The sequence below is a fragment of the Actinoallomurus acanthiterrae genome (assembly GCF_054775715.1).
In genome coordinates this window covers 8,079,342-8,095,936 of the sequence record NZ_BAAHCO010000001.1, presented here as the reverse complement: position 1 = coordinate 8,095,936, position 16,595 = coordinate 8,079,342, and the positions used below count along the sequence as shown (strand labels likewise).

At 69.3% G+C, this 16,595-nt stretch carries 20 protein-coding genes; 7 read left to right on the top strand and 13 right to left on the bottom strand.

The window, feature by feature from the left end; translation table 11 throughout:
- The first annotated feature begins 16 nt into the window (after positions 1-16).
- Complete coding sequence (locus tag ACYVF7_RS38205; RefSeq protein ID WP_460350325.1) at positions 17-508, top strand: FBP domain-containing protein; 492 nt, start codon at positions 17-19, stop codon at positions 506-508.
- Positions 509-570: 62 nt separating this feature from the next.
- On the opposite strand, the gene ACYVF7_RS38200 is transcribed toward ACYVF7_RS38205, so the two are convergent.
- Positions 571-1,746 carry an epoxide hydrolase family protein gene (locus tag ACYVF7_RS38200; RefSeq protein WP_460350322.1) on the bottom strand — a complete coding sequence of 392 codons (1,176 nt, stop codon included), beginning with the start codon at positions 1,744-1,746 and terminating at the stop codon, positions 571-573.
- A gap of 137 nt (positions 1,747-1,883) precedes the next feature.
- Entirely contained in the window at positions 1,884-2,876 is a 993-nt protein-coding gene (locus tag ACYVF7_RS38195; protein ID WP_460350320.1) for a substrate-binding domain-containing protein, read from the bottom strand.
- A gap of 96 nt (positions 2,877-2,972) precedes the next feature.
- Between ACYVF7_RS38195 and ACYVF7_RS38190 the strand changes: the two genes are divergently transcribed.
- On the top strand, positions 2,973-3,617 hold the full coding sequence (locus tag ACYVF7_RS38190) for a TetR/AcrR family transcriptional regulator (protein WP_460350318.1): 645 nt from the start codon (positions 2,973-2,975) through the stop codon (positions 3,615-3,617).
- 160 nt (positions 3,618-3,777) lie between these two features.
- On the opposite strand, the gene ACYVF7_RS38185 is transcribed toward ACYVF7_RS38190, so the two are convergent.
- Positions 3,778-4,407, bottom strand: coding sequence for a hypothetical protein (locus tag ACYVF7_RS38185; RefSeq protein WP_460350316.1), 630 nt, complete (start codon positions 4,405-4,407; stop codon positions 3,778-3,780).
- A 203-nt stretch (positions 4,408-4,610) separates the two neighbouring features.
- Between ACYVF7_RS38185 and ACYVF7_RS38180 the strand changes: the two genes are divergently transcribed.
- Positions 4,611-5,744, top strand: a complete 1,134-nt coding sequence (locus ACYVF7_RS38180) for a YihY/virulence factor BrkB family protein (RefSeq protein WP_460350314.1) — start codon at positions 4,611-4,613, stop codon at positions 5,742-5,744.
- 138 nt (positions 5,745-5,882) lie between these two features.
- On the opposite strand, the gene ACYVF7_RS38175 is transcribed toward ACYVF7_RS38180, so the two are convergent.
- From ACYVF7_RS38175 to ACYVF7_RS38140, 8 genes are all read right to left on the bottom strand, one after another.
- Positions 5,883-6,101, bottom strand: coding sequence for a hypothetical protein (locus tag ACYVF7_RS38175; protein WP_460350312.1), 219 nt, complete (start codon positions 6,099-6,101; stop codon positions 5,883-5,885).
- A 13-nt stretch (positions 6,102-6,114) separates the two neighbouring features.
- Positions 6,115-7,011 (bottom strand): hypothetical protein, encoded by an 897-nt coding sequence (locus tag ACYVF7_RS38170; RefSeq protein ID WP_460350310.1) that lies wholly within the window; start codon positions 7,009-7,011, stop codon positions 6,115-6,117.
- 276 nt (positions 7,012-7,287) lie between these two features.
- Positions 7,288-7,788, bottom strand: a complete 501-nt coding sequence (locus tag ACYVF7_RS38165; protein ID WP_460350308.1) for a hypothetical protein — start codon at positions 7,786-7,788, stop codon at positions 7,288-7,290.
- 10 nt (positions 7,789-7,798) lie between these two features.
- Positions 7,799-8,215: a hypothetical protein gene (locus tag ACYVF7_RS38160; protein WP_460350306.1), complete on the bottom strand. Its 417-nt coding sequence runs from the start codon at positions 8,213-8,215 to the stop codon at positions 7,799-7,801.
- A 58-nt stretch (positions 8,216-8,273) separates the two neighbouring features.
- On the bottom strand, positions 8,274-8,741 hold the full coding sequence (locus tag ACYVF7_RS38155) for a hypothetical protein (protein WP_460350304.1): 468 nt from the start codon (positions 8,739-8,741) through the stop codon (positions 8,274-8,276).
- A gap of 63 nt (positions 8,742-8,804) precedes the next feature.
- Entirely contained in the window at positions 8,805-9,239 is a 435-nt protein-coding gene (locus tag ACYVF7_RS38150) for a hypothetical protein (RefSeq protein ID WP_460350302.1), read from the bottom strand.
- An 86-nt stretch (positions 9,240-9,325) separates the two neighbouring features.
- Entirely contained in the window at positions 9,326-9,841 is a 516-nt protein-coding gene (locus ACYVF7_RS38145) for a hypothetical protein (protein WP_460350300.1), read from the bottom strand.
- A 285-nt stretch (positions 9,842-10,126) separates the two neighbouring features.
- A complete protein-coding gene (locus tag ACYVF7_RS38140; protein ID WP_460350298.1) occupies positions 10,127-11,116 on the bottom strand; it encodes a GlxA family transcriptional regulator in 990 nt (329 codons plus the stop codon).
- Between the two features lie 72 nt (positions 11,117-11,188).
- Here ACYVF7_RS38140 and ACYVF7_RS38135 point away from each other — a divergent pair, with 72 nt between their 5' ends.
- From ACYVF7_RS38135 to ACYVF7_RS38125, 3 genes are all read left to right on the top strand, one after another.
- Positions 11,189-12,493 (top strand): APC family permease, encoded by a 1,305-nt coding sequence (locus ACYVF7_RS38135; protein ID WP_460350296.1) that lies wholly within the window; start codon positions 11,189-11,191, stop codon positions 12,491-12,493.
- Between the two features lie 393 nt (positions 12,494-12,886).
- Positions 12,887-13,132: a hypothetical protein gene (locus ACYVF7_RS38130; RefSeq protein ID WP_460350294.1), complete on the top strand. Its 246-nt coding sequence runs from the start codon at positions 12,887-12,889 to the stop codon at positions 13,130-13,132.
- Entirely contained in the window at positions 13,129-13,542 is a 414-nt protein-coding gene (locus ACYVF7_RS38125) for a VOC family protein (protein WP_460350292.1), read from the top strand. The genes ACYVF7_RS38130 and ACYVF7_RS38125 overlap by 4 nt, the downstream gene beginning before the upstream one ends.
- A gap of 32 nt (positions 13,543-13,574) precedes the next feature.
- Here the strand turns inward: ACYVF7_RS38125 and ACYVF7_RS38120 are convergent, their stop codons facing one another.
- Together ACYVF7_RS38120 and ACYVF7_RS38115 are read right to left on the bottom strand one after the other, a co-directional pair.
- Positions 13,575-14,018: a PaaI family thioesterase gene (locus tag ACYVF7_RS38120; RefSeq protein ID WP_460350290.1), complete on the bottom strand. Its 444-nt coding sequence runs from the start codon at positions 14,016-14,018 to the stop codon at positions 13,575-13,577.
- Between the two features lie 143 nt (positions 14,019-14,161).
- Positions 14,162-15,172: a helix-turn-helix domain-containing protein gene (locus tag ACYVF7_RS38115; RefSeq protein WP_460350289.1), complete on the bottom strand. Its 1,011-nt coding sequence runs from the start codon at positions 15,170-15,172 to the stop codon at positions 14,162-14,164.
- A 94-nt stretch (positions 15,173-15,266) separates the two neighbouring features.
- Between ACYVF7_RS38115 and ACYVF7_RS38110 the strand changes: the two genes are divergently transcribed.
- On the top strand, positions 15,267-16,529 hold the full coding sequence (locus tag ACYVF7_RS38110; RefSeq protein ID WP_460358349.1) for an MFS transporter: 1,263 nt from the start codon (positions 15,267-15,269) through the stop codon (positions 16,527-16,529).
- Positions 16,530-16,595 lie beyond the last annotated feature (66 nt).

Here is a 16,595-nt window from a genome sequence, read left to right as displayed (position 1 = left end):
AATTAGCCTGCCGTCCATGAAGCCGCTGACCGAGCAAGAGATCCGCGCCGCGTTCGTGAACTGCACCAAGGGAGAGGCGAAGCGCCTGCCCGTCCCCCGCGACCTGGCGGAGCGGCCCTGGGATGACCTGGACTTCCTCGGCTGGCGAGACCCCCAGGCCCCTGACCGTGCCTACTTCGCCACCGAGGTGGACGGCCGCCTGGTGGCGTTCGCCCTGCGCTGCCCGAGCCCCGCCTCCTGGCGAATGCGGCGCAGCATGTGCTCGCTGTGCATGACGACTCATACCGGCGGCGTCTCGCTGATGGTCGCCCGGAAGGCCGGCAAGGCCGGGCAGCAGGGCAACTCCGTGGGCGCCTACATATGCAGTGACCTCGCCTGCCCGCTGTACGTGCGGGGCAAGAAGGACGCGGGCCCCGGCGCACGGCTTCACGAGTCGCTCACCTTGGAGGAGCAGATCGAGCGGACCGTCGTGAACCTCTCCGCGTTCATCGCCAAAGTCACCGGATGAAGCCCCCGGCGTGGTCGACCAGAAGTGTGGGAGCTACCGGTCGCGCCCGCGCGACGGCGAGCTCAGCCCGCCGCCACCGCCCGGTAGGGGCGGAAGAACGCGCGTAGCTCCTCCGCGTAGAGCTCGGGCTCCTCGAACGGCGCGAAGTGCCCGCCGCGCGCGGGCTCGGTCACGCGCACGACGTTCGCCGTGCGCTCGAGCAACGCCCGCGGCGGGCGAACGATGTCGCCGTGGAAGAGCGAGAAACCCGACGGCACCTCGACCCGGCGGGCGTGCTGCGCGGGCGGAATCGCGGCGTTCGCGTGGTACATGCGCATCGACGAGCCGATCGTCCCCGTGAGCCAGTAGAGCGTGACATTGGTGAGGATCTCGTCCTTCGTGAAGCACCGTTCGACGTCTCCGTCGCAGTCGCTCCACGCTCGAAGCTTCTCGACGACCCACGCGGCGAGCCCGGCCGGCGAGTCGGTGAGTCCGAAGGCGGCGGTCTGAGGCTTCGTACGGTGCATCGCGCTGTACGCGCCCTCCGTCGCGCCCCAGACTGCGGCTTGCTCGAACCAGGCGCGCTCTTCGGGTGCGAGGTCCGCCGGGTCTCCGGTGAAGACGGGCAGGCCCGCGTCCATGCGGTGGACGGCGACCACCTGGTCGGGGTGGTCGAGTGCGAGGTAGCGGCTCACGTGGCTGCCGATGTCCCCGCCCGCCGCGCCGAACCGTACGTAGCCGAGGATGCTCATGAGCTCGGCCCACAGGCCGGCGACGGCGATGGAGTCAAGCGGCGGGCCGGTAGGGCGGTCGGAGTACCCGTAGCCCGGCATATCGGGCACGACCACGTCGAACGCGTCGGCGGGGTCGGCACCGTGCGCGCCGGGGTCGGTGAGCAGCGGGATGACCTTCGCATAGCGCCAGAACGAGTCCGGCCAGCCGTGGCTGAGGACCAGCGGCAGGACGGGCCCCGCAGACGCGGCGGCCCGGACGTGCACGAAGTGGATTCCAAGGCCGCCGAGCCGGACCCGGAACCGAGGAAGCCGGGCGAGCGTCGCTTCCTGCGCCGGCCAGTCGAACCCGTCCACCCAATAGGCGACGAGCTCGCGGAGGTAGGCGAGGTCGGTCCCGAGCGACCATCCGGCGTCCTCGGGCGTGTCCGGCCAGCGCGTCGCGCGCAGCCGCGCACGGAGGTCCTCCAGCGCCGCGGGCTCGGTCCGCGGGGTGAACCGCTCCGGCGAGAGCTGCGAGTCCGTCATGAGCTCACCCTACGTACAGCGAACACGCTCGGACCGGACGGCACCTCAGGCCGACGGAGGCGGGAGGGGTGGCCGGGCCGCGCATACCCGGCTGGGCCGTGTCGGTCACCTTCCGCCGAACCTGGCGTTCGTGCCGCTCACGTGTCGAGGAACGCGGGGACGACGATGTCCTCGCTGGTCAGCAGGTACTTCGAGAGGCCTTGTTCGTGGTGGTAGCGCAGGAACGTGTCGACGGCCTTGCGGTTCGCGCCGAGGCCGTAGGGCCACCAGTCCTCGCCGAGCAGCGCCCTGTTCTCGTCGAAGTGCTTGCTGAACCAGGGGGTGATGACGCCCATGTGCTGCTTCAGGGCGTCTCGGCGGTACCTCTGCTGGGTGAGTTCCTTGGCCTCGCAGAAGGCGCGGTAGACCGACGTCAGAACGTCGGTCTGCTCGGCCAGTTCCCTACGGACCGCGACGACGTGCATGGGAGGGAAGATCCCGGTACGCCGGTAGTAGTCGCGCTCCACGTTCTCGTAGTCGGGGAAGAGCCGGGCGATCTTCGTCGAGCCGTTCAGCAGGGACTGGGGGACGTCGACCGAGATGAGCGCGTCGATCTCGCCGGACTCGAGCATCGCGCCCAGGGTCTCGCCGTCGGCCGCGTGCCGTACGTCCACCCCGTCCGGCACCGGCTGCGGGACCCAGTCGAACGCGGGGATGGGGTGGTCGGTGCCCCCGATGACCCAGCGGCACTGATCGAGGGTCACGCCGTACTCGTCGGAGAAGATGCCCTTGATCCACACCCCTGGGTCATGACCGAACAGCGCGAACTCGCCGATCGTCCTGCCCTCGAGGTCCTGCGGCTTCTCGATCCCCGCTGTCGTGTTCACGAAGATGGCCGAGTGCCGGAAGTTGCGGTTCGGGAAGATCGGCAGCGCCATGAACGGCGCGTCTTCGAGGTCGAAGGAGCGCAGGAAGTAGGTCAGGCCGAACTCCGCCACGTCGTAGCGGCCCTCGAGCATGCCGCGGAAGATGTCCGAGACCAGCGGCGCCGACTCGAGGGTGGCGTCCACCCCGTCGATCGTGACGCGGCCGTCGAACAGCGCCTCGGTGTGTTCGTAGGCGTAGGAGGCGATACGCAGTTCCGCACTCATCGTGGACCCTTCCGTGAATGATCTTTCACTTTACGCTAGGCGTGTAGGATCTGGACGTCAAGGTGAATGGTCATTTACGTTGAAGGAAGGTCGGCCATGCCGCGCATCACGCCGGAGCGCCGCGAGGCCAAGCGCGCGGAGATCGTGGCGGCGGCGCGTCGCTGCTTCTCACGCGACGGTTTCCATCAGACCTCGATGCCCGACATCGCCGCCGAGGCCGGCGTTTCGGCCGGGGCGCCCTACCGCTACTTCGCGAGCAAGGAGGAGATCATCCTTGCCATCGCCGGAGACGCGTTCCGGCTGATATTCGAGCCGGTCGAGCGGCTGGCCGCCGTCGCCGACGATGTCTCCGTCGCCGACCTGGTGGCGGCATCACTTGAGGCACTGAGTGCCGAGACCGTCACCGATGCCGCAGGACGTACGGTGCCGGTCGAGGAACTGCTGCGCTGCGCCGTGCAGACGTGGTCGGAGCTGCTGCGGAACGACGCCGTGTACGCTCGCGCCGTCGACGGCTTCGAGTCCGTACGCCGCAGCATTGCCGATGCGCTACGCCGTGGCCAGGCGGCAGGCGCCGTTCCGCCCGCCGCGGACCCGGAGCGCGGCGCGCGGCTGGTGATGGGCCTGCTGCACGGGTTCCTGCTCCAACGGGTGGCCTTCGACCTGACCGACACGGCGGGATTCACCGACGATATCCGGACGCTGTTCGAGGGCACGGGGCAACCGGAAACGACTCCGAGGTGAGTGGCGGCGCGAGACCGTGGCTGCATCCACCCGCCCGCGCGAGCGGGTGGATGCGAGGCCAGGGTTCCCCGCTGGTGGGGGACAGGGTCCATGACCTGCACGGGAGAGCAGCCGTGTAGGTATTGCAGCGGCCGCCTTCCCTGCTTTAAGGAACGCGGCACTAGTCCTTCGACTTGTCCGCCAGTGCCTTGGCGTCGTCGTTGGAGATGAACTCCGCCGCCGCCTTGGTGCCCTTCTTGTGGTAGCGCACCGCTTCCCAGAGCGGCCCTGGAATCACGTGGATGCCGTAGTGGGCGCGGTGGTGGTTGGCGCAGAGCACCTCGAGGTTGCCGGGGGACTCCACCCACTCCTGGAAGTCCTCATCGGTTTCGAAGTGGAGGCCGAGGTGCTTCTCGATCGCCTTCGGGTCCACCTGGTTGATCTGGGAGAACTCGACGTGTGTGTGGTGCAGCTCCGGCTGCCCTTCACAGAGCTCGTCGTCGATGACGCACTTCCAGAGGCCCTGACGCTTCAGGCGCTCCTTGGCCTGCTCGAACAGGTGGTAGTGCGGGTCGTCCTCACGTGGATGATGGCTCGGGATGTGGGTCAGCATGTGGAGCGTCAGCGCCTGCTGGTGGGCGGCCGTGACCACGGCGGCCTTCGCGTGCGAGGCGTGCTCGCGAGCGTGCTCGGCCTTCTCCTTCACCTTCGAGGCGGCCTTCGCGGCCTTCGGGTGGGACTGCGCCGCCTTCTTGGCGCGCGTCCTGACCCGGGCCTTCTCCTTGCCGAACAGCTTGCTGAACAAACCCATCGTGGGCTCACGTCCTCAAATGATGTGCCACTGCCGGCAGATTCTCCTGCTCACCGCAGGCCGGCTGGCGAGCACGAACGCTATCGAGAGTCCTCGTCGTTGATCAACCGAAACGTACGACTTGTACTGCCGCAGTGACACAGGGCTCGGCTGCGTCTGCCGGGCAGCGCGCCGCGAGCACGTACTTATCCGGCGCTCCGTGGTTGATCGGCCAGACGACGTCAAGCCTGGGGTATCAGGCGGATCTCGACGCGGAGCAGACTTCGCGTTGTGCGTGCGCGGTGACCGTCCGCACCCGTATCGTCTTCCCCGTGTCTGAAGATCAGCGACATATCCGGATTGCACTGCTCCTCAGGAGGATCCTGAACGCCCAGGCCATGCGCCGGGCCATCGCCGGTCCTGAGGGCTACGCCGCGCGCGACTGGGTCATCCTGCTCCGCCGAGTGCGCGGCGAGGCGAAGGAGGACAACCTGCCGCTCATCGCGGCCGGTGTCACCTTCTGGATCACCCTGTCGATCGTTCCGCTGACCGTCGGCGTGATCGCGGTGTGCTCGCTGGTGATCACCCCCACGCAGATCGACGAGCAGCTCGCGCCGCTGACCGACGTGCTGCCGCCGCTACTCGGCAGGATGCTGGCGGGCCAGGCGCACGACGCGGCCGCCATGAGCGGCCAGGGACTCACCCTCAGACTGATCGGCGCTCTGGCCGGCGTGCTGTGGACCTGCTCGCGCGGGTTCGAGGCGCTGATCAGCGGCCTGCACGTCGTCATCGATGAACAGGAGACGCGCGGCTTCCTCCGCAAGAAGCTCATCGCGCTCGGGCTCGCGGTCGGCGCGCTGGTCACCGTGCTGGCGGCGTTCGCCATCGTCGCCGCGGTGCCGCACGCCCGGCTGCACAGCGTCGACCGCGTCCTCGGCCTCGGCATCCGCTTCATGATGCTCGCGGTGCTGACGATGGTCGGCCTGATCCTGCTGTACCGGTACGGGCCCGACCGGAAGAAGGCGGACTGGCACGCGGTGCGCTGGGGCGCGGGCATCGCGATGACGGCGTGGCTCGCCATGTCGATCGCGCTGGGCGTGTACGACAGCGGGAAGAGCGGGGACAGCGCGACGTACGGCACGCTCGCCGGGGCGGCGGCGCTGGCGAGCTGGCTGTACCTGTCGACCTACATCATCCTCTTCGGCGCCGAGGCCAACGCGGAGATCGAGAAGGATCTCGGCCGGCGCGCCGTGCTGGGCGAGCAGCCGAAACAGCCGCAACAGCAAGAGTCGGAACAGCCGCAACAGCAAGAGCCGGAACAGCCGCAAGAGCCGCAACAGCCGCTCGCGCCGGCCTGACGGGCCTTCTCGGTCGCAGGCCGCCGTACCCCCTCGGACTTGAACTCGGGCATCTCTCCGGCCGCTTTGAGATCCCCAAAGAGGGTGTGGGCTCGAAAGTTCCGGATCGGCTACGCGACCAGCGAGTGTTCAGGTCGGTCAGGCGACCTTGATGGCGATGACGCCGGTGTAGGTGTGACCCGGGGTGATGGCGGTCGCGTTGCCGTCGACCGTCATCGACACCGTGTGGCCGTTCGGCGCGACGACCGTGGCGCCCTGCGCCACGACCAGCTTGCTCAGGTACGACGTGCCGGTCACCGTCCACGTCGAACCACTGTTCAGCTGGACGATCACGCCGTTGTTGACGACCGGGCTCACCGTGTTGACGACCTCACCGAGCTGCTCGTAGTTCGCCGAGCTGATCGTGTCGACGTGGTGCTTGGTCCGGGTCGCCGAGATGACGCCCTCGACCTTCGCGCGGTCGAAGGTCAGCACCATGTTCAGCCCGGCGATCTGCCCGCCTCCTCCGGTCGCGGGTGTGAATGCGGGAGTTCTTGACCACTACGTTCGCGCCGCCGTCGGCGATCACACCGCTGCGTACCGCGCCCCGGTTCGACACCTGGGCGTGGTCCACGACCAGCCTCGTCGTGGTGCCGGTGCCCACGATCGCCGCACCGTAGCCGACGAAGTCGCAGCGGCCGTTGCCGTCCAGCGCGATCCGGGAGTTTCGCAGGGTGTAGGTGCCGTCCGTCACGTAGACGCCGTCGAAGACCTCCCCGGCCGAGACGATCGACACGCCGCTTGCGTCGTGTGCGGCGACCCGCCCGCCGACTGCGGCGGCCAGGACGGAGGTGGACGCCACCAGGCCCGTGTCGTCCACGAACAGCGCCTGGCGGAATGGGAAGACGAACGTCTTCGACACCCCGTTCCAAGTGACGGGATTGGCCTTCGCCACGGTGAGCACGATGTTCCCCCGGTAGGTCCCGGGGGCGATCTTCGTATCGCTGCCGGCGGTCTCGGTGAGCACGCCACCGGTTTCCACTCCGTCGACGGTCATCGTCAGGCTGTATCCCTCAGGGGCGGTGATCGTGCCGCCCTTGGCGATGGTCACGAGCCTGGCTCGCGTCGTCCGACGGACCACATAGGTCTGGCCGGATCCAACGGAGATCTCATCCGTCTCCGGCGTCCTCTCGGGCGCCCCGACGTCGGCGATCGCCGGGCGGCACAGCAGCGCCCCCATGGTGGTGGTACCGGCGAGAATAATGGAGCGTCGGGTCATCAGCGTCATCTCTGCCTCACCAGATCGAGCGGCCCATTCGCGCATCGGACATCCGGCTTGCCGTCCAATTCACCGGTATCAACATGGGGAATCGGAGCCCGCCGGCCGCAAGGAGTAAACCAGGCGTCCGGCGGGAGCAGAAATCATCTCCTGAGATGATAGAAATCGACCGCGCCGATATATCGTTGTTAACCTGAACGTTATCGGGCGCTTCGCGGGGGAGTCATGGTTGTGCGGGAAGTGGCACGTGCCGCCATCGACCGCGTTACGGAGAATGCTCTCCCGCTAGAAGCAATTGCCGGGAGACTCGGCGGGACCGTAGGTCGTGCTGCCGTCAATGAACCAGAGCCTGTTGTAATAGCAGTAGCCCGCATCGACGCCTATCCCATCGTTCTCGTTGACGTCGTACCATGGGCCGTAGACGCCCTGAATGTCGCCCCATTTGACATCTCTGCCACCCCAGTAGGGTTCGCCGGGAGGTATGCTGCCATCGGCGTTGCGCTTTTTCCAGCCGACCTGGGAATGGACCTCGATCGCGGTGAACGGAGAGTTGACCGCCACCGCGGTGAAGAACCAGCGGCCGTTTTCTTCGGTGGAGTCGAAACAGGGATTGAGCTGGATGGACTCCGGGTAGGTGCCAGGGCTGGTGTAGCCACGGCATGCCTTAGCGGGACCGTAATACGTCGTGGCTTGGGCCACCCCGGCAGAAGCCATCAGAGTGGCCGCTCCGACTGTGGCGACGAGTGCTGTTTTCATTGCGGTCTTCGAAGGAATGATGGCGCGCATGAGTTTCCCCTTAGTCGGCGGACAGGTTGAGGATGATGGGGGCTCCGCCGGGGCCGGGCGCGCCGCCCACGTTCAGCTCGGCGTGGAAGGCGCATGCGGACGAGTACCAGTTGCCCCAGCTCTCCGGGCCGGGCGGGGCGACGGCTGCGTGGCCGGAGGTGCCACCTGTGCACTGGACCGCGTAGGAGATGGTCGCGACCGCGGCGCCGGAGTCGGTGTTCCGGGCGGTCCAGGAGAACGTGTCGGTGGTCCCGTTGTAGGGGGTCTTGCAGATCTGCAGGTACCAGCCGTGTGCCGGGCCGGAGACGACCGACCCGGACTTGCAGCCGGTTTCGGCGTTGGCCGCCGACGTGGTCACGACGGCGAGGCCGCCGGCGGCCGTGGCGATGACGGTAGCGGCGAGTTGGAGTCGGAGGAGAGAGCGCATTGCGGTTCCGTTCCGGTTGGATGTGCCGCGGGTGGTGGTGATGCTTATGGGTACTTGGTCAGACGCCGTAGCAGGCAGGCGGGCTCTCGACGTCCCAAGCGATGGTGACGGTGCCGTCGATCGCCCAGACCCGGGTCCAATTGCAGCCCTGGAAGTAGTCGGAGATCTGCTCGTCGGCCTCCCATTTCTGGTTGTATACCTTGGGCCCGAACACCGCTGACTGGATGGTCGCGGATTCCCAGGTGATCGGTGAGGTCCGGTTGGCGGACGTTCCCGTCTCGATGTAGACGCGCACGTCCGTCGAAGGTGAGGTCACGTACGCATACGGCTTCAGGTACCAGCCCTGCCCGAGGTCGTTGGCGTCGGCCTCCACACATGGGTTCAGAAGCACTCCCGCATGCCCGGTGGTGTACCAGCCACGGCAGCCTTGAGTGATGATGATGTCGGCCTTCGCGGCTGATGGTGCCGCGACTGCTGCCGAAGCGGCGAGGACCGCCACGGCCGCCGCCTGGAGTTTGTGCTTCATTCAGCTTCCCCCTTCTCACGGCTGAATTCTGATTCGCGGCTGAAAGCCCGCGATTGAGTCGTGCTAACAATGGCTGGTGGGCGTGATGTACTCCGCGGTCTCCCCGTTGTAGGCGATCTGCCCGCCGGCCATGATGCAATGGCCGACCGCGGGTACCGAAACGGGCCCGGCCTGGTAGCTGTAGTTGGCGGTTCCGAAGCCACCGGGCGGGTCCTCCCGCACGCCAGGAGGGGCTCCGTAGCATGTGGTGTTCGGAGTGTCGGTCTTGCAGGCACTGATCCAGGCGTACATGGGTTTGCTGACGCCCCAGTCAATGGAGCTGGAGGTGACCGTGGCGCAGTTCTCGCCGGTGGCACCGTCCCAGTAGATGCTCAGGAATCCGAGCACATTCCCTGACGGCGCCTTGAGCTGGTCGGACTCCACCAGGTTTCCAACACAGCTACTTCCGGACGAGGTCGCGTATGCGGCTGGTGCTGCCGCGCCGACCAGCGCGGTCATGCCAAGGGCCGTACCGCAGAGGGCTGCAGCCGCCTTTGTTCGAGTCAACATGGCTCGCCTTTCTTCCTAGCGCACGTCTGTCTTTACTAGTGGCTGATGCCGCAGTAGTTGGTGGTGTAGGGCGTCCCCCAGATCGACCAGGTGGCCTCGTCGATGTCGTTGTAGAAGACGAAGTTGCCGTCCTCCTGGACCTGGGCACGGCCGGTGGAGGCGCCCCCGCCGATCTGGCAGACCACCGACCCGTCGGCGCGCTTGAGCAGGATTCCGCCGGCGCCGACCGACCAGTCCAGGTCGGTGACATTGCGGCCCCAGGTGCCCGACGCCCACATCACGGCGTTGTCACGTTGCCGGTACACCACCAGGTTTCCGTCGGACTGGAACTTGATGTAAATGCTGTTGTAGGTGGGCCCCTGACTCAGGACCCAAGATCCCCAGGTGGTGTTGTTCGAGGCGTACCAGTCAGGTTGGGACGAGGTGAAGAAGGCGCAGATGGTGTCCGCGGAGGCACTGGTGGCCAGGAGGCCGGTCGCGGCCGCGGCGATGCCGCAGACCGTGACGGCACGCGCAAGCGTCGTACCGCCGCGGAGCGAAGGCAATGCCATGGAGTCTCAGTCCTTCCGAACGAGGTCGGGCCACCGGCTCGCCGCCCTGCGAGTGGATGAGGTTTTCAGTGGTCGTCGGGCGGGCTGAAAGGCCGGAGGGGCCGCTGTCCGGCTAAGCATTGCAATGCGGGTTAATGTCGCGATCACACCGCGATCACACGCGTTTGGGGCGCTGGAGCGGCCGGGGTGGCTGCGGGGGCAGACCTGGAGGCGATGGCCTGGTCGGCGGCGATGGCCGCCTGGGCCGGCCGGTGACCGGCCGGAACGCGGTGTGGTCGTGGAGGGTCAGGCGGGGAGGTCTCCCGGCCGCGACGCGGCGCGGTAGCGGAAGACGCGCCGGTAGGTCTGCGGGGAGACGCTGGTGACCCGGCCGAAGTGGTAGCGGAACGTCGCGGCCGTGCCGAAACCGGCACGGCGCGCGATGTCCTCGATCGAGTCGTCGGTGGTCTCCAGGAGTTCCTGCGCGAGCCGTACGCGCTGCTGGAGCAGCCACTGCAGCGGGGTGATGCCCAGCGTCTCGCGGAAGCGGCGGGCGAAGGTGCGCTCGCTCAGGTGCGCCACCTTGGCGAGCCGGGGCACGGTCAGGGGCTCGTCGAGGCGGTCTCGCGCCCAGTCCAACACGTGGGACAGGGAGTCGCCGTTGCCGGTGGGGTGGGCGACCGGCTGGGTGTACTGTGCTTGGCCGCCCTCACGGTGCGGCGGCACCACCATGCGGCGGGCGACCTCGTTGGCGACCGCGGCGCCGTGGTCCTCGCGGACGAGGTGCAGGCAGGCGTCGATGGCAGAGCCGGTGCCGGCGGAGGTGATGATGCCGTCGTCCTCGATGTACAACGGCACGGGGTCGAAGTCGACCTCGGGGAAGCGGTGCGCGAAGTCGCCGCCGTTCAGCCAGTGCGTGGTGGCGCGGCGGCCGTGCAGCAGCCCGGCGGCGGCCAGCACGTAGGCCCCCGAGCAGATCGACATCACCCGTTTGCCGTCCTTGTGCGCGGCGCGCACGGCGTCCAGCAGCTCAGGCGGGGGATCGAGCTGGAGCGGCCGCGCGACGGCGGCCACCACGACGGTGTCGGCGTCGACCAGGGACTCCAGGCCGTACGGCGTGTCGATCTTCAGCCCGGCGGTGGTGTAGAGCGGGCCGGGCTGCGCGGCGCAGATGCGCAACTCGTACCACGGATCGACCAGGTCGCTGCGGTCGGTGCCGAACACCTCACACGGCACGGCCAGCTCGAACACGGGGGTGCCGTCGGTGACGGCGAGTCCGATCACGTGGCGGTCCATGGCAGGAATTTAGCGCAGAATGGCGTTTCTGCCGATGGCCGGGACCGGCCGTATGCCCGGATCCTGATCGACATGAGTGACGTGACCAAGACCGGTCGGCTGACCTTCGGCCAGGGCACGGCGATGTACGTCGGTGCGGTGCTGGGCACCGGTGTCATCGCGCTGCCCGCGCTGGCCGCCGACGCGGCCGGACCGGCCTCACTGCTGGCCTGGTTGCTGCTTGTCGTGCTGTCGATCCCGCTCGCCGCCACCTTCGCGACGCTCGGCGCCCGGTACCCCGACGCGGGCGGCGTGTCCACCTACGCCCGCCTCGCCTTCGGGGAGCGGGCGGCCGCGGTGGTGGGCTGGTGCTTCTACTTCGCGGTGCCTCCGGGGGCCGCCGCGGCCGCCCTGTTCGGAGGCGCCTATGTCTCGGCCGCACTGGGCGGCGGGACGACGACCACGGCGGTCACGGCGTTCGCGCTGATGGCCGTGGTCACGCTGGCCAACGCCCTGGGCCTGCAGGTGAGCAGCAGGCTGCAGTTCGCGCTGGCCGGGCTTCTGGTCACGCTGTTGCTGGTGTCGGTCGCGCTGTCGCTGCCGCACGCCCGCACCGGCAACCTGAAGCCGTTCGCCCCGCACGGGTGGACCGCCATCGGCTCGGCGGCGGCGCTGCTCGTGTGGAGCTTCGCGGGATGGGAGGCGATCACCCACCTGGCCGCCGAGTTCCGCCGTCCGCACCGCGACCTGCCGAGGGCGACCGGCGCGGCGGTGGCGATCGTGGGCACGCTGTACCTGCTCGTCGCGTTCGCCACCATCGCGGTCCTGGGCACCGCCGCGGCCCACACCGACGCACCGCTGGGCGAGCTGATGGCCCGCGGGCTGGGCGGCAACGCGCGCTGGCTGGCGGCGGGCGCCGCGATCCTGCTGACCCTCGGTGCGATGAACGCCTACTACGCTGGCGCCGCCAAACTGGGAGCCGCCCTGGGCCGGGACGGCGCGCTGCCCGCCGTGCTGGGTCAGGGCAGCATGGCGGGCGAGGTGCCGCGGCGCAGCCTGGCCGCCAACTCGGCGCTGTCGTTCGCCGCGCTGGCGGCCGTGGTCGCGACCGGCGTGGGCACCCGGCCGCTGGTGCTGCTCACCACGGGCTCGTTCGTGACGGTGTACGCGGTCGGGGTCGCCGCCGCCATCAAGCTGCTGCCCCGGCGCAGCCTGGGACGCGCCACGGCGATGGCCGCTCTCGTCGCGGTGATCGGGCTGCTGCTCATGTCCGGCGTCTACCTGGTGTGGCCGGTGGTCGTGACCGGAGCCTCCCTGCTCTACCTTCGCCTGGGCCGGCGCTGGCGGGTCGCGCAGCCGGAACAGCGACCGGAGCCCGTCGCGGAGCTGGGCTCGTGACCGCGACCCTCGACGACCGTGCGACGCCGGACCCGGACCGGCTCCGGAAGGCGCTGGCGATCTTCGGCGGCGGAGCCGCCGAAGCGGCGAGACCCACCTTCGACCCGACGCTGCCGGGCGACCGGCGCAGGCTCCTCAAGGAGCTGAACGCGTGGGGCTGCCGGCTCCCCTACCCGCGGGCCGGGGCACCGGACCTGTTCGACGCGGGCGTGGGCGCCTGGGCCCGGAGCGGCCGGGCACGCCCTGCCCGCGGCCGGCAGATCGATCGCCGACCTGACCGACGCCGACCTCGATCACCTGGCCGGCTGCTTCGCCGAGCTGGCCGCGCTCCCGGTCGGGCGACCGGACCGGCCGCGCCGGCTCGGGCCGACCGCGGCGGCAAAGGCGCTGCACATGCTGCGGCCGCGCGGCCTGATGCCGTGGGACGAGGCCATCGCCCAGCGACTGTACGGGGGACGGGGCCCGGCGGAGTTCGTGGCCCACCAGCGGCTCGGCCGCTCGTGGGCCCGCGAACTGCTCGCCGGCACCGGCCTGGACGAGACGGGCCTGGCCGCCGCCCTCGGTGCGCCCGGCCGAAGCCTCAGCAAGATCTTCGATGACTACTGCTACGTGCGGTTCACTCGATCGGAGCCCCTGTGATACTCGGCATCGACCACATCGGTCTGGCCACCGACGACGCCGCCGGGGCCGCGCCGTTCCTTCAGGCCCTGGGACTGGTGACGTGTGACGAGGGCGTCGCCGACGACTACGGCGTGGCCTGCGAGTTCTGGCGCTACGCCGACGGGGTCGGGCAGCCCTTCATCGAGACGGTGTCCCCGGTGCGCCCGGACTCGGCGATCGCCGAACGGCTCAAGAAACACGGGCCCGGCGTCTACCACGTGGCGTTCGGGGTGGACGACCTGGAGGGCGAGCTCGCCCGGCTGCGCGCTCACGGGTACGTCGCGGTCGACGGCCGGCCGTGCGCCGGGGCCCGGCAGGGGATGCGGGTCGCCTTCATGTACGCGCGCAGGCCCGCCGGACTGCTGATCGAATTGGTCCACTACTCATGAGCCCGGCGCGCGGACCGAACGGCGCGGACGGGTCAGGAAGCGGGCAGCGGGAAGATCGCGCAGGTCGTGGTGCCGTGCGCGTAGAGCTTGCCGTCGCGGACGCCGACCACCTGCGCCTCGGCCGTGCCGATGGTCCAGCCGACGTGGATGGCGGTGCCGGTGACGCGCAGCTTGCCGGTCGCCTCGGTGGCCGGGCGCAGCAGGTTGACGTTGAGTTGCGCGGTGGCGTACGCCCTGCCCGCCGGGAGGCGGCTCATCACCGCGCATCCGAGGGCTGAGTCGAGCAGGGTGGCGAAATAGCCGCCGTGCACGGTGCCCATCGGGTTGTAGACGTGTTCGCCGGTCTCCGCCTCGAACACCACGCTTCCCGGCTCGGCCCCGACCAACGTGAACCCGAGCGTCACGGAGATCGGCGCCTGCGGGGTCCGCCCGTCGGCGATCGACCGGAGAAACTCCAGCCCGTCAATTGAAGACATGAGCTCATTCTAGGAAAGGAGTCCGCCGAGTCAATAAGATGGAACGCCGTTTTCGGCCATTAAAATCAATGGTGTCGAGTCGGCGCGGCGACACGCCGCGGCGACTTATTGAAATGCGCTTTTCATTCGGCGTCTCGTCGCGGTCAGGTAAGGGCGTGAACCTTTCCGGGGGCGTCCGTAGCGGTCTGGCAGTGAAAGGCCCGCCGGTATTCCGCCGGGGTCACGCCGGCCGAACGGGTGAAATGGTGCCGGAGATTCCCCGCCGACCCCATGCCGCACAGCTGGCTGATGCGCTCGATCGACAGGTCGGTCGACTCCAGCAGATGCCGGACCCGCGCGAGCCGCTGGGCGTGCAGCCAGCGCAGGGGAGTGGTGCCCGTCGCCTCGTGGAACCGGCGGACCAGGGTGCGCGGGCTCAGCCCGGCCTGGTCGGCCATCTGCGCCACGGTGAGCTGCTGGTCCATGTGCTGGACCGCCCATTGGAGGAGGGGTGCCAGCCCGTCGCCGCCGGCGGGCGGCACCGGTGTCTCGATGTACTGCGCCTGCCCGCCGGGCCGGTGCGCGGGCACGACCAGCCGCCGCGCGACCTGGTTGGCGACGTCGGCGCCGAGGTCGGTGCGGATGAGATGCAGGCACAGGTCGATACCGGCGGTGCGGCCCGCGCTGGTCAGCACGTCGCCCTCATCCACGTACAGCACGCCGGGATCGACCCGCACCCGCGGATGCCGCGCGCTGAGGATGTCGGTGTACATCCAGTGGGTGGTGGCGTGCCGCCCGTCCAGAAGCCCGGCCGCGGCCAGCACGAACGCTCCGGTGCACAGCGACACGATCCGCGCTCCACGCGCGTGCGCGTCCGTCAGCGCCGACAGCAGCCGCGGGTCGGGCGTCTCGCCGGACAGCACGCTGCCGGCCGAGAGGGCGGGGACCACCACGGTGCCGGCGGTGGCCAGCGCCTCCAGGCCGTGCGGTGTGTGCAGCACGAAGCCGTTCTGCGCCCGCGTCGGCCCCGGCTCGGCGGCGCACAGCCGCAGCTCGTACCACGGATCGGCGAGCTCGCTGCGGTCGGTGCCGAAGATCTCGCAGGCGATGGACAGCTCGAACATCGGCATGTCGGACGTCACGGCCAGGGCCACGATCCCGGTGTTGGCTCCCATGGCAGCATCGTAGCGGCAGGATTTTGACGAAGATAGGCAGTCTTGCCACTCGTCAGGTTGTAGACGATCCCGGAGCCTGGTGGTCGTGAACAAGATGAGTTCCGCTACTCCGCCCGCGAGGCGACTGTTGCCCCCGGGGCTGGCGTTCGCGCTGACCGCCGGGGTCATCGGGGTGTGCCTCGCAGCATCGGCCATGCCGTCACCGCTGTACAAGCTGTACGCGGTCAAGTGGCACCTGGAGGCCTCCACCGTCACCCTGATCTACGCGACCTACTGCTTCGGCGTCCTCACCACGCTCCTGACGTTCGGCCGGGTCTCCGACTCCTGGGGACGCCGCCCCGTCATCGCGATGGGCCTGATCGGCCTGCTCGTCTCGATGGTGGTGTTCATGAGCGCCTCCGACGTGGCCTGGCTGTTCGTGGCCCGCGCCATCCAGGGGCTGGCGACCGGCATCGCGATCAGCGCGGCCGGCGCGGCCCTGCTCGAGCTCTACCAGGGCGGCAACCCGGCCAAGGCCAGCCTCTACAACGTCGTGGCCAGCGCCCTGGGCGTCGGCGTCGGCGGGCTGCTCGGCGCGGTGCTGGTGCAGTACGCGCCCGGCCCGCTGGTCGCCCCGTTCGTCGTGCTCGCCGTACTCGTCGCCCTGCTCCTGGTGAGCATGTCGCTGGTGCCCGAGACCGTTCCCGGGCAGTCGCGGACCGGGTTCCGGATCGCCGCGCCGGGCGTGCCGCGCGGGATCGTCGCCCCGTTCATCCTCGCCGGGCTCGGGATCACCTGCACCTGGTCGATCATCGGCATCTACCTGGGCCTGGTCGGCACGCTCGCCCCGGCGCTGCTGCACACGCACAGCAACCTCGCGGCAGGCTGGGCGATCCTCGCCCTGGGCGGCACGTCGGCGATTCCGCCGTTGCTCACCCAGAAGATGGCGCCCGCCGTCCAGATCGCGTGGGGGACGGTCGCGCTGACCGCCGGCATCGGGCTCATGGCGTGGTCGCTGTCCAGCAACACCGCGGCGATGTTCATCGTCGCCAGCGTGATCATCGGAGTGGGCGTCGGCTTCGGGATGTTCGGTGCGCTGCGCACCGTCGGCGCCGCGGCGCCGCCCGACCGGCGGGCCCAGGTCATGGCCGCCTTCTACATCGTCGCCTACGCGGCGATCTCGCTGCCCGCCATCGCCGCCGGATTCACCGTGCGTCACCTGGGCGCGGTCGACACGTTCCAGATCTTCGGCGCCGGCATCGTCGCCGCGTCGCTCGGCACCCTGGTGCTGGCTCTGGTCCGGCACCGGGCCGTCACCCGCGCGGCCGCCGCGCCGGTGACTCCGTCCACGGCCGACGCCGTGTCCGAACCGGGCTGACGCGGCACGGCCGAGTGAACGGACCGTATCGGTCGGGGAGCCATCCGACTCCCGGAACGGCTCCCC

Coding starts and splice junctions, on each gene's coding strand:
- ACYVF7_RS38205 (WP_460350325.1), top strand. CDS start 17: ATGAAGCCGCTGACCGAGCAAGAGATCCGCGCCGCGTTCGTGAACTGC.
- ACYVF7_RS38200 (WP_460350322.1), bottom strand. CDS start 1,746: ATGACGGACTCGCAGCTCTCGCCGGAGCGGTTCACCCCGCGGACCGAG.
- ACYVF7_RS38195 (WP_460350320.1), bottom strand. CDS start 2,876: ATGAGTGCGGAACTGCGTATCGCCTCCTACGCCTACGAACACACCGAG.
- ACYVF7_RS38190 (WP_460350318.1), top strand. CDS start 2,973: ATGCCGCGCATCACGCCGGAGCGCCGCGAGGCCAAGCGCGCGGAGATC.
- ACYVF7_RS38185 (WP_460350316.1), bottom strand. CDS start 4,407: ATGGGTTTGTTCAGCAAGCTGTTCGGCAAGGAGAAGGCCCGGGTCAGG.
- ACYVF7_RS38170 (WP_460350310.1), bottom strand. CDS start 7,011: ATGACGCTGATGACCCGACGCTCCATTATTCTCGCCGGTACCACCACC.
- ACYVF7_RS38165 (WP_460350308.1), bottom strand. CDS start 7,788: ATGCGCGCCATCATTCCTTCGAAGACCGCAATGAAAACAGCACTCGTC.
- ACYVF7_RS38160 (WP_460350306.1), bottom strand. CDS start 8,215: ATGCGCTCTCTCCTCCGACTCCAACTCGCCGCTACCGTCATCGCCACG.
- ACYVF7_RS38155 (WP_460350304.1), bottom strand. CDS start 8,741: ATGAAGCACAAACTCCAGGCGGCGGCCGTGGCGGTCCTCGCCGCTTCG.
- ACYVF7_RS38150 (WP_460350302.1), bottom strand. CDS start 9,239: ATGACCGCGCTGGTCGGCGCGGCAGCACCAGCCGCATACGCGACCTCG.
- ACYVF7_RS38145 (WP_460350300.1), bottom strand. CDS start 9,841: ATGGCATTGCCTTCGCTCCGCGGCGGTACGACGCTTGCGCGTGCCGTC.
- ACYVF7_RS38140 (WP_460350298.1), bottom strand. CDS start 11,116: ATGGACCGCCACGTGATCGGACTCGCCGTCACCGACGGCACCCCCGTG.
- ACYVF7_RS38135 (WP_460350296.1), top strand. CDS start 11,189: ATGAGTGACGTGACCAAGACCGGTCGGCTGACCTTCGGCCAGGGCACG.
- ACYVF7_RS38130 (WP_460350294.1), top strand. CDS start 12,887: ATGCTGCGGCCGCGCGGCCTGATGCCGTGGGACGAGGCCATCGCCCAG.
- ACYVF7_RS38120 (WP_460350290.1), bottom strand. CDS start 14,018: ATGTCTTCAATTGACGGGCTGGAGTTTCTCCGGTCGATCGCCGACGGG.
- ACYVF7_RS38115 (WP_460350289.1), bottom strand. CDS start 15,172: ATGGGAGCCAACACCGGGATCGTGGCCCTGGCCGTGACGTCCGACATG.
- ACYVF7_RS38110 (WP_460358349.1), top strand. CDS start 15,267: ATGAGTTCCGCTACTCCGCCCGCGAGGCGACTGTTGCCCCCGGGGCTG.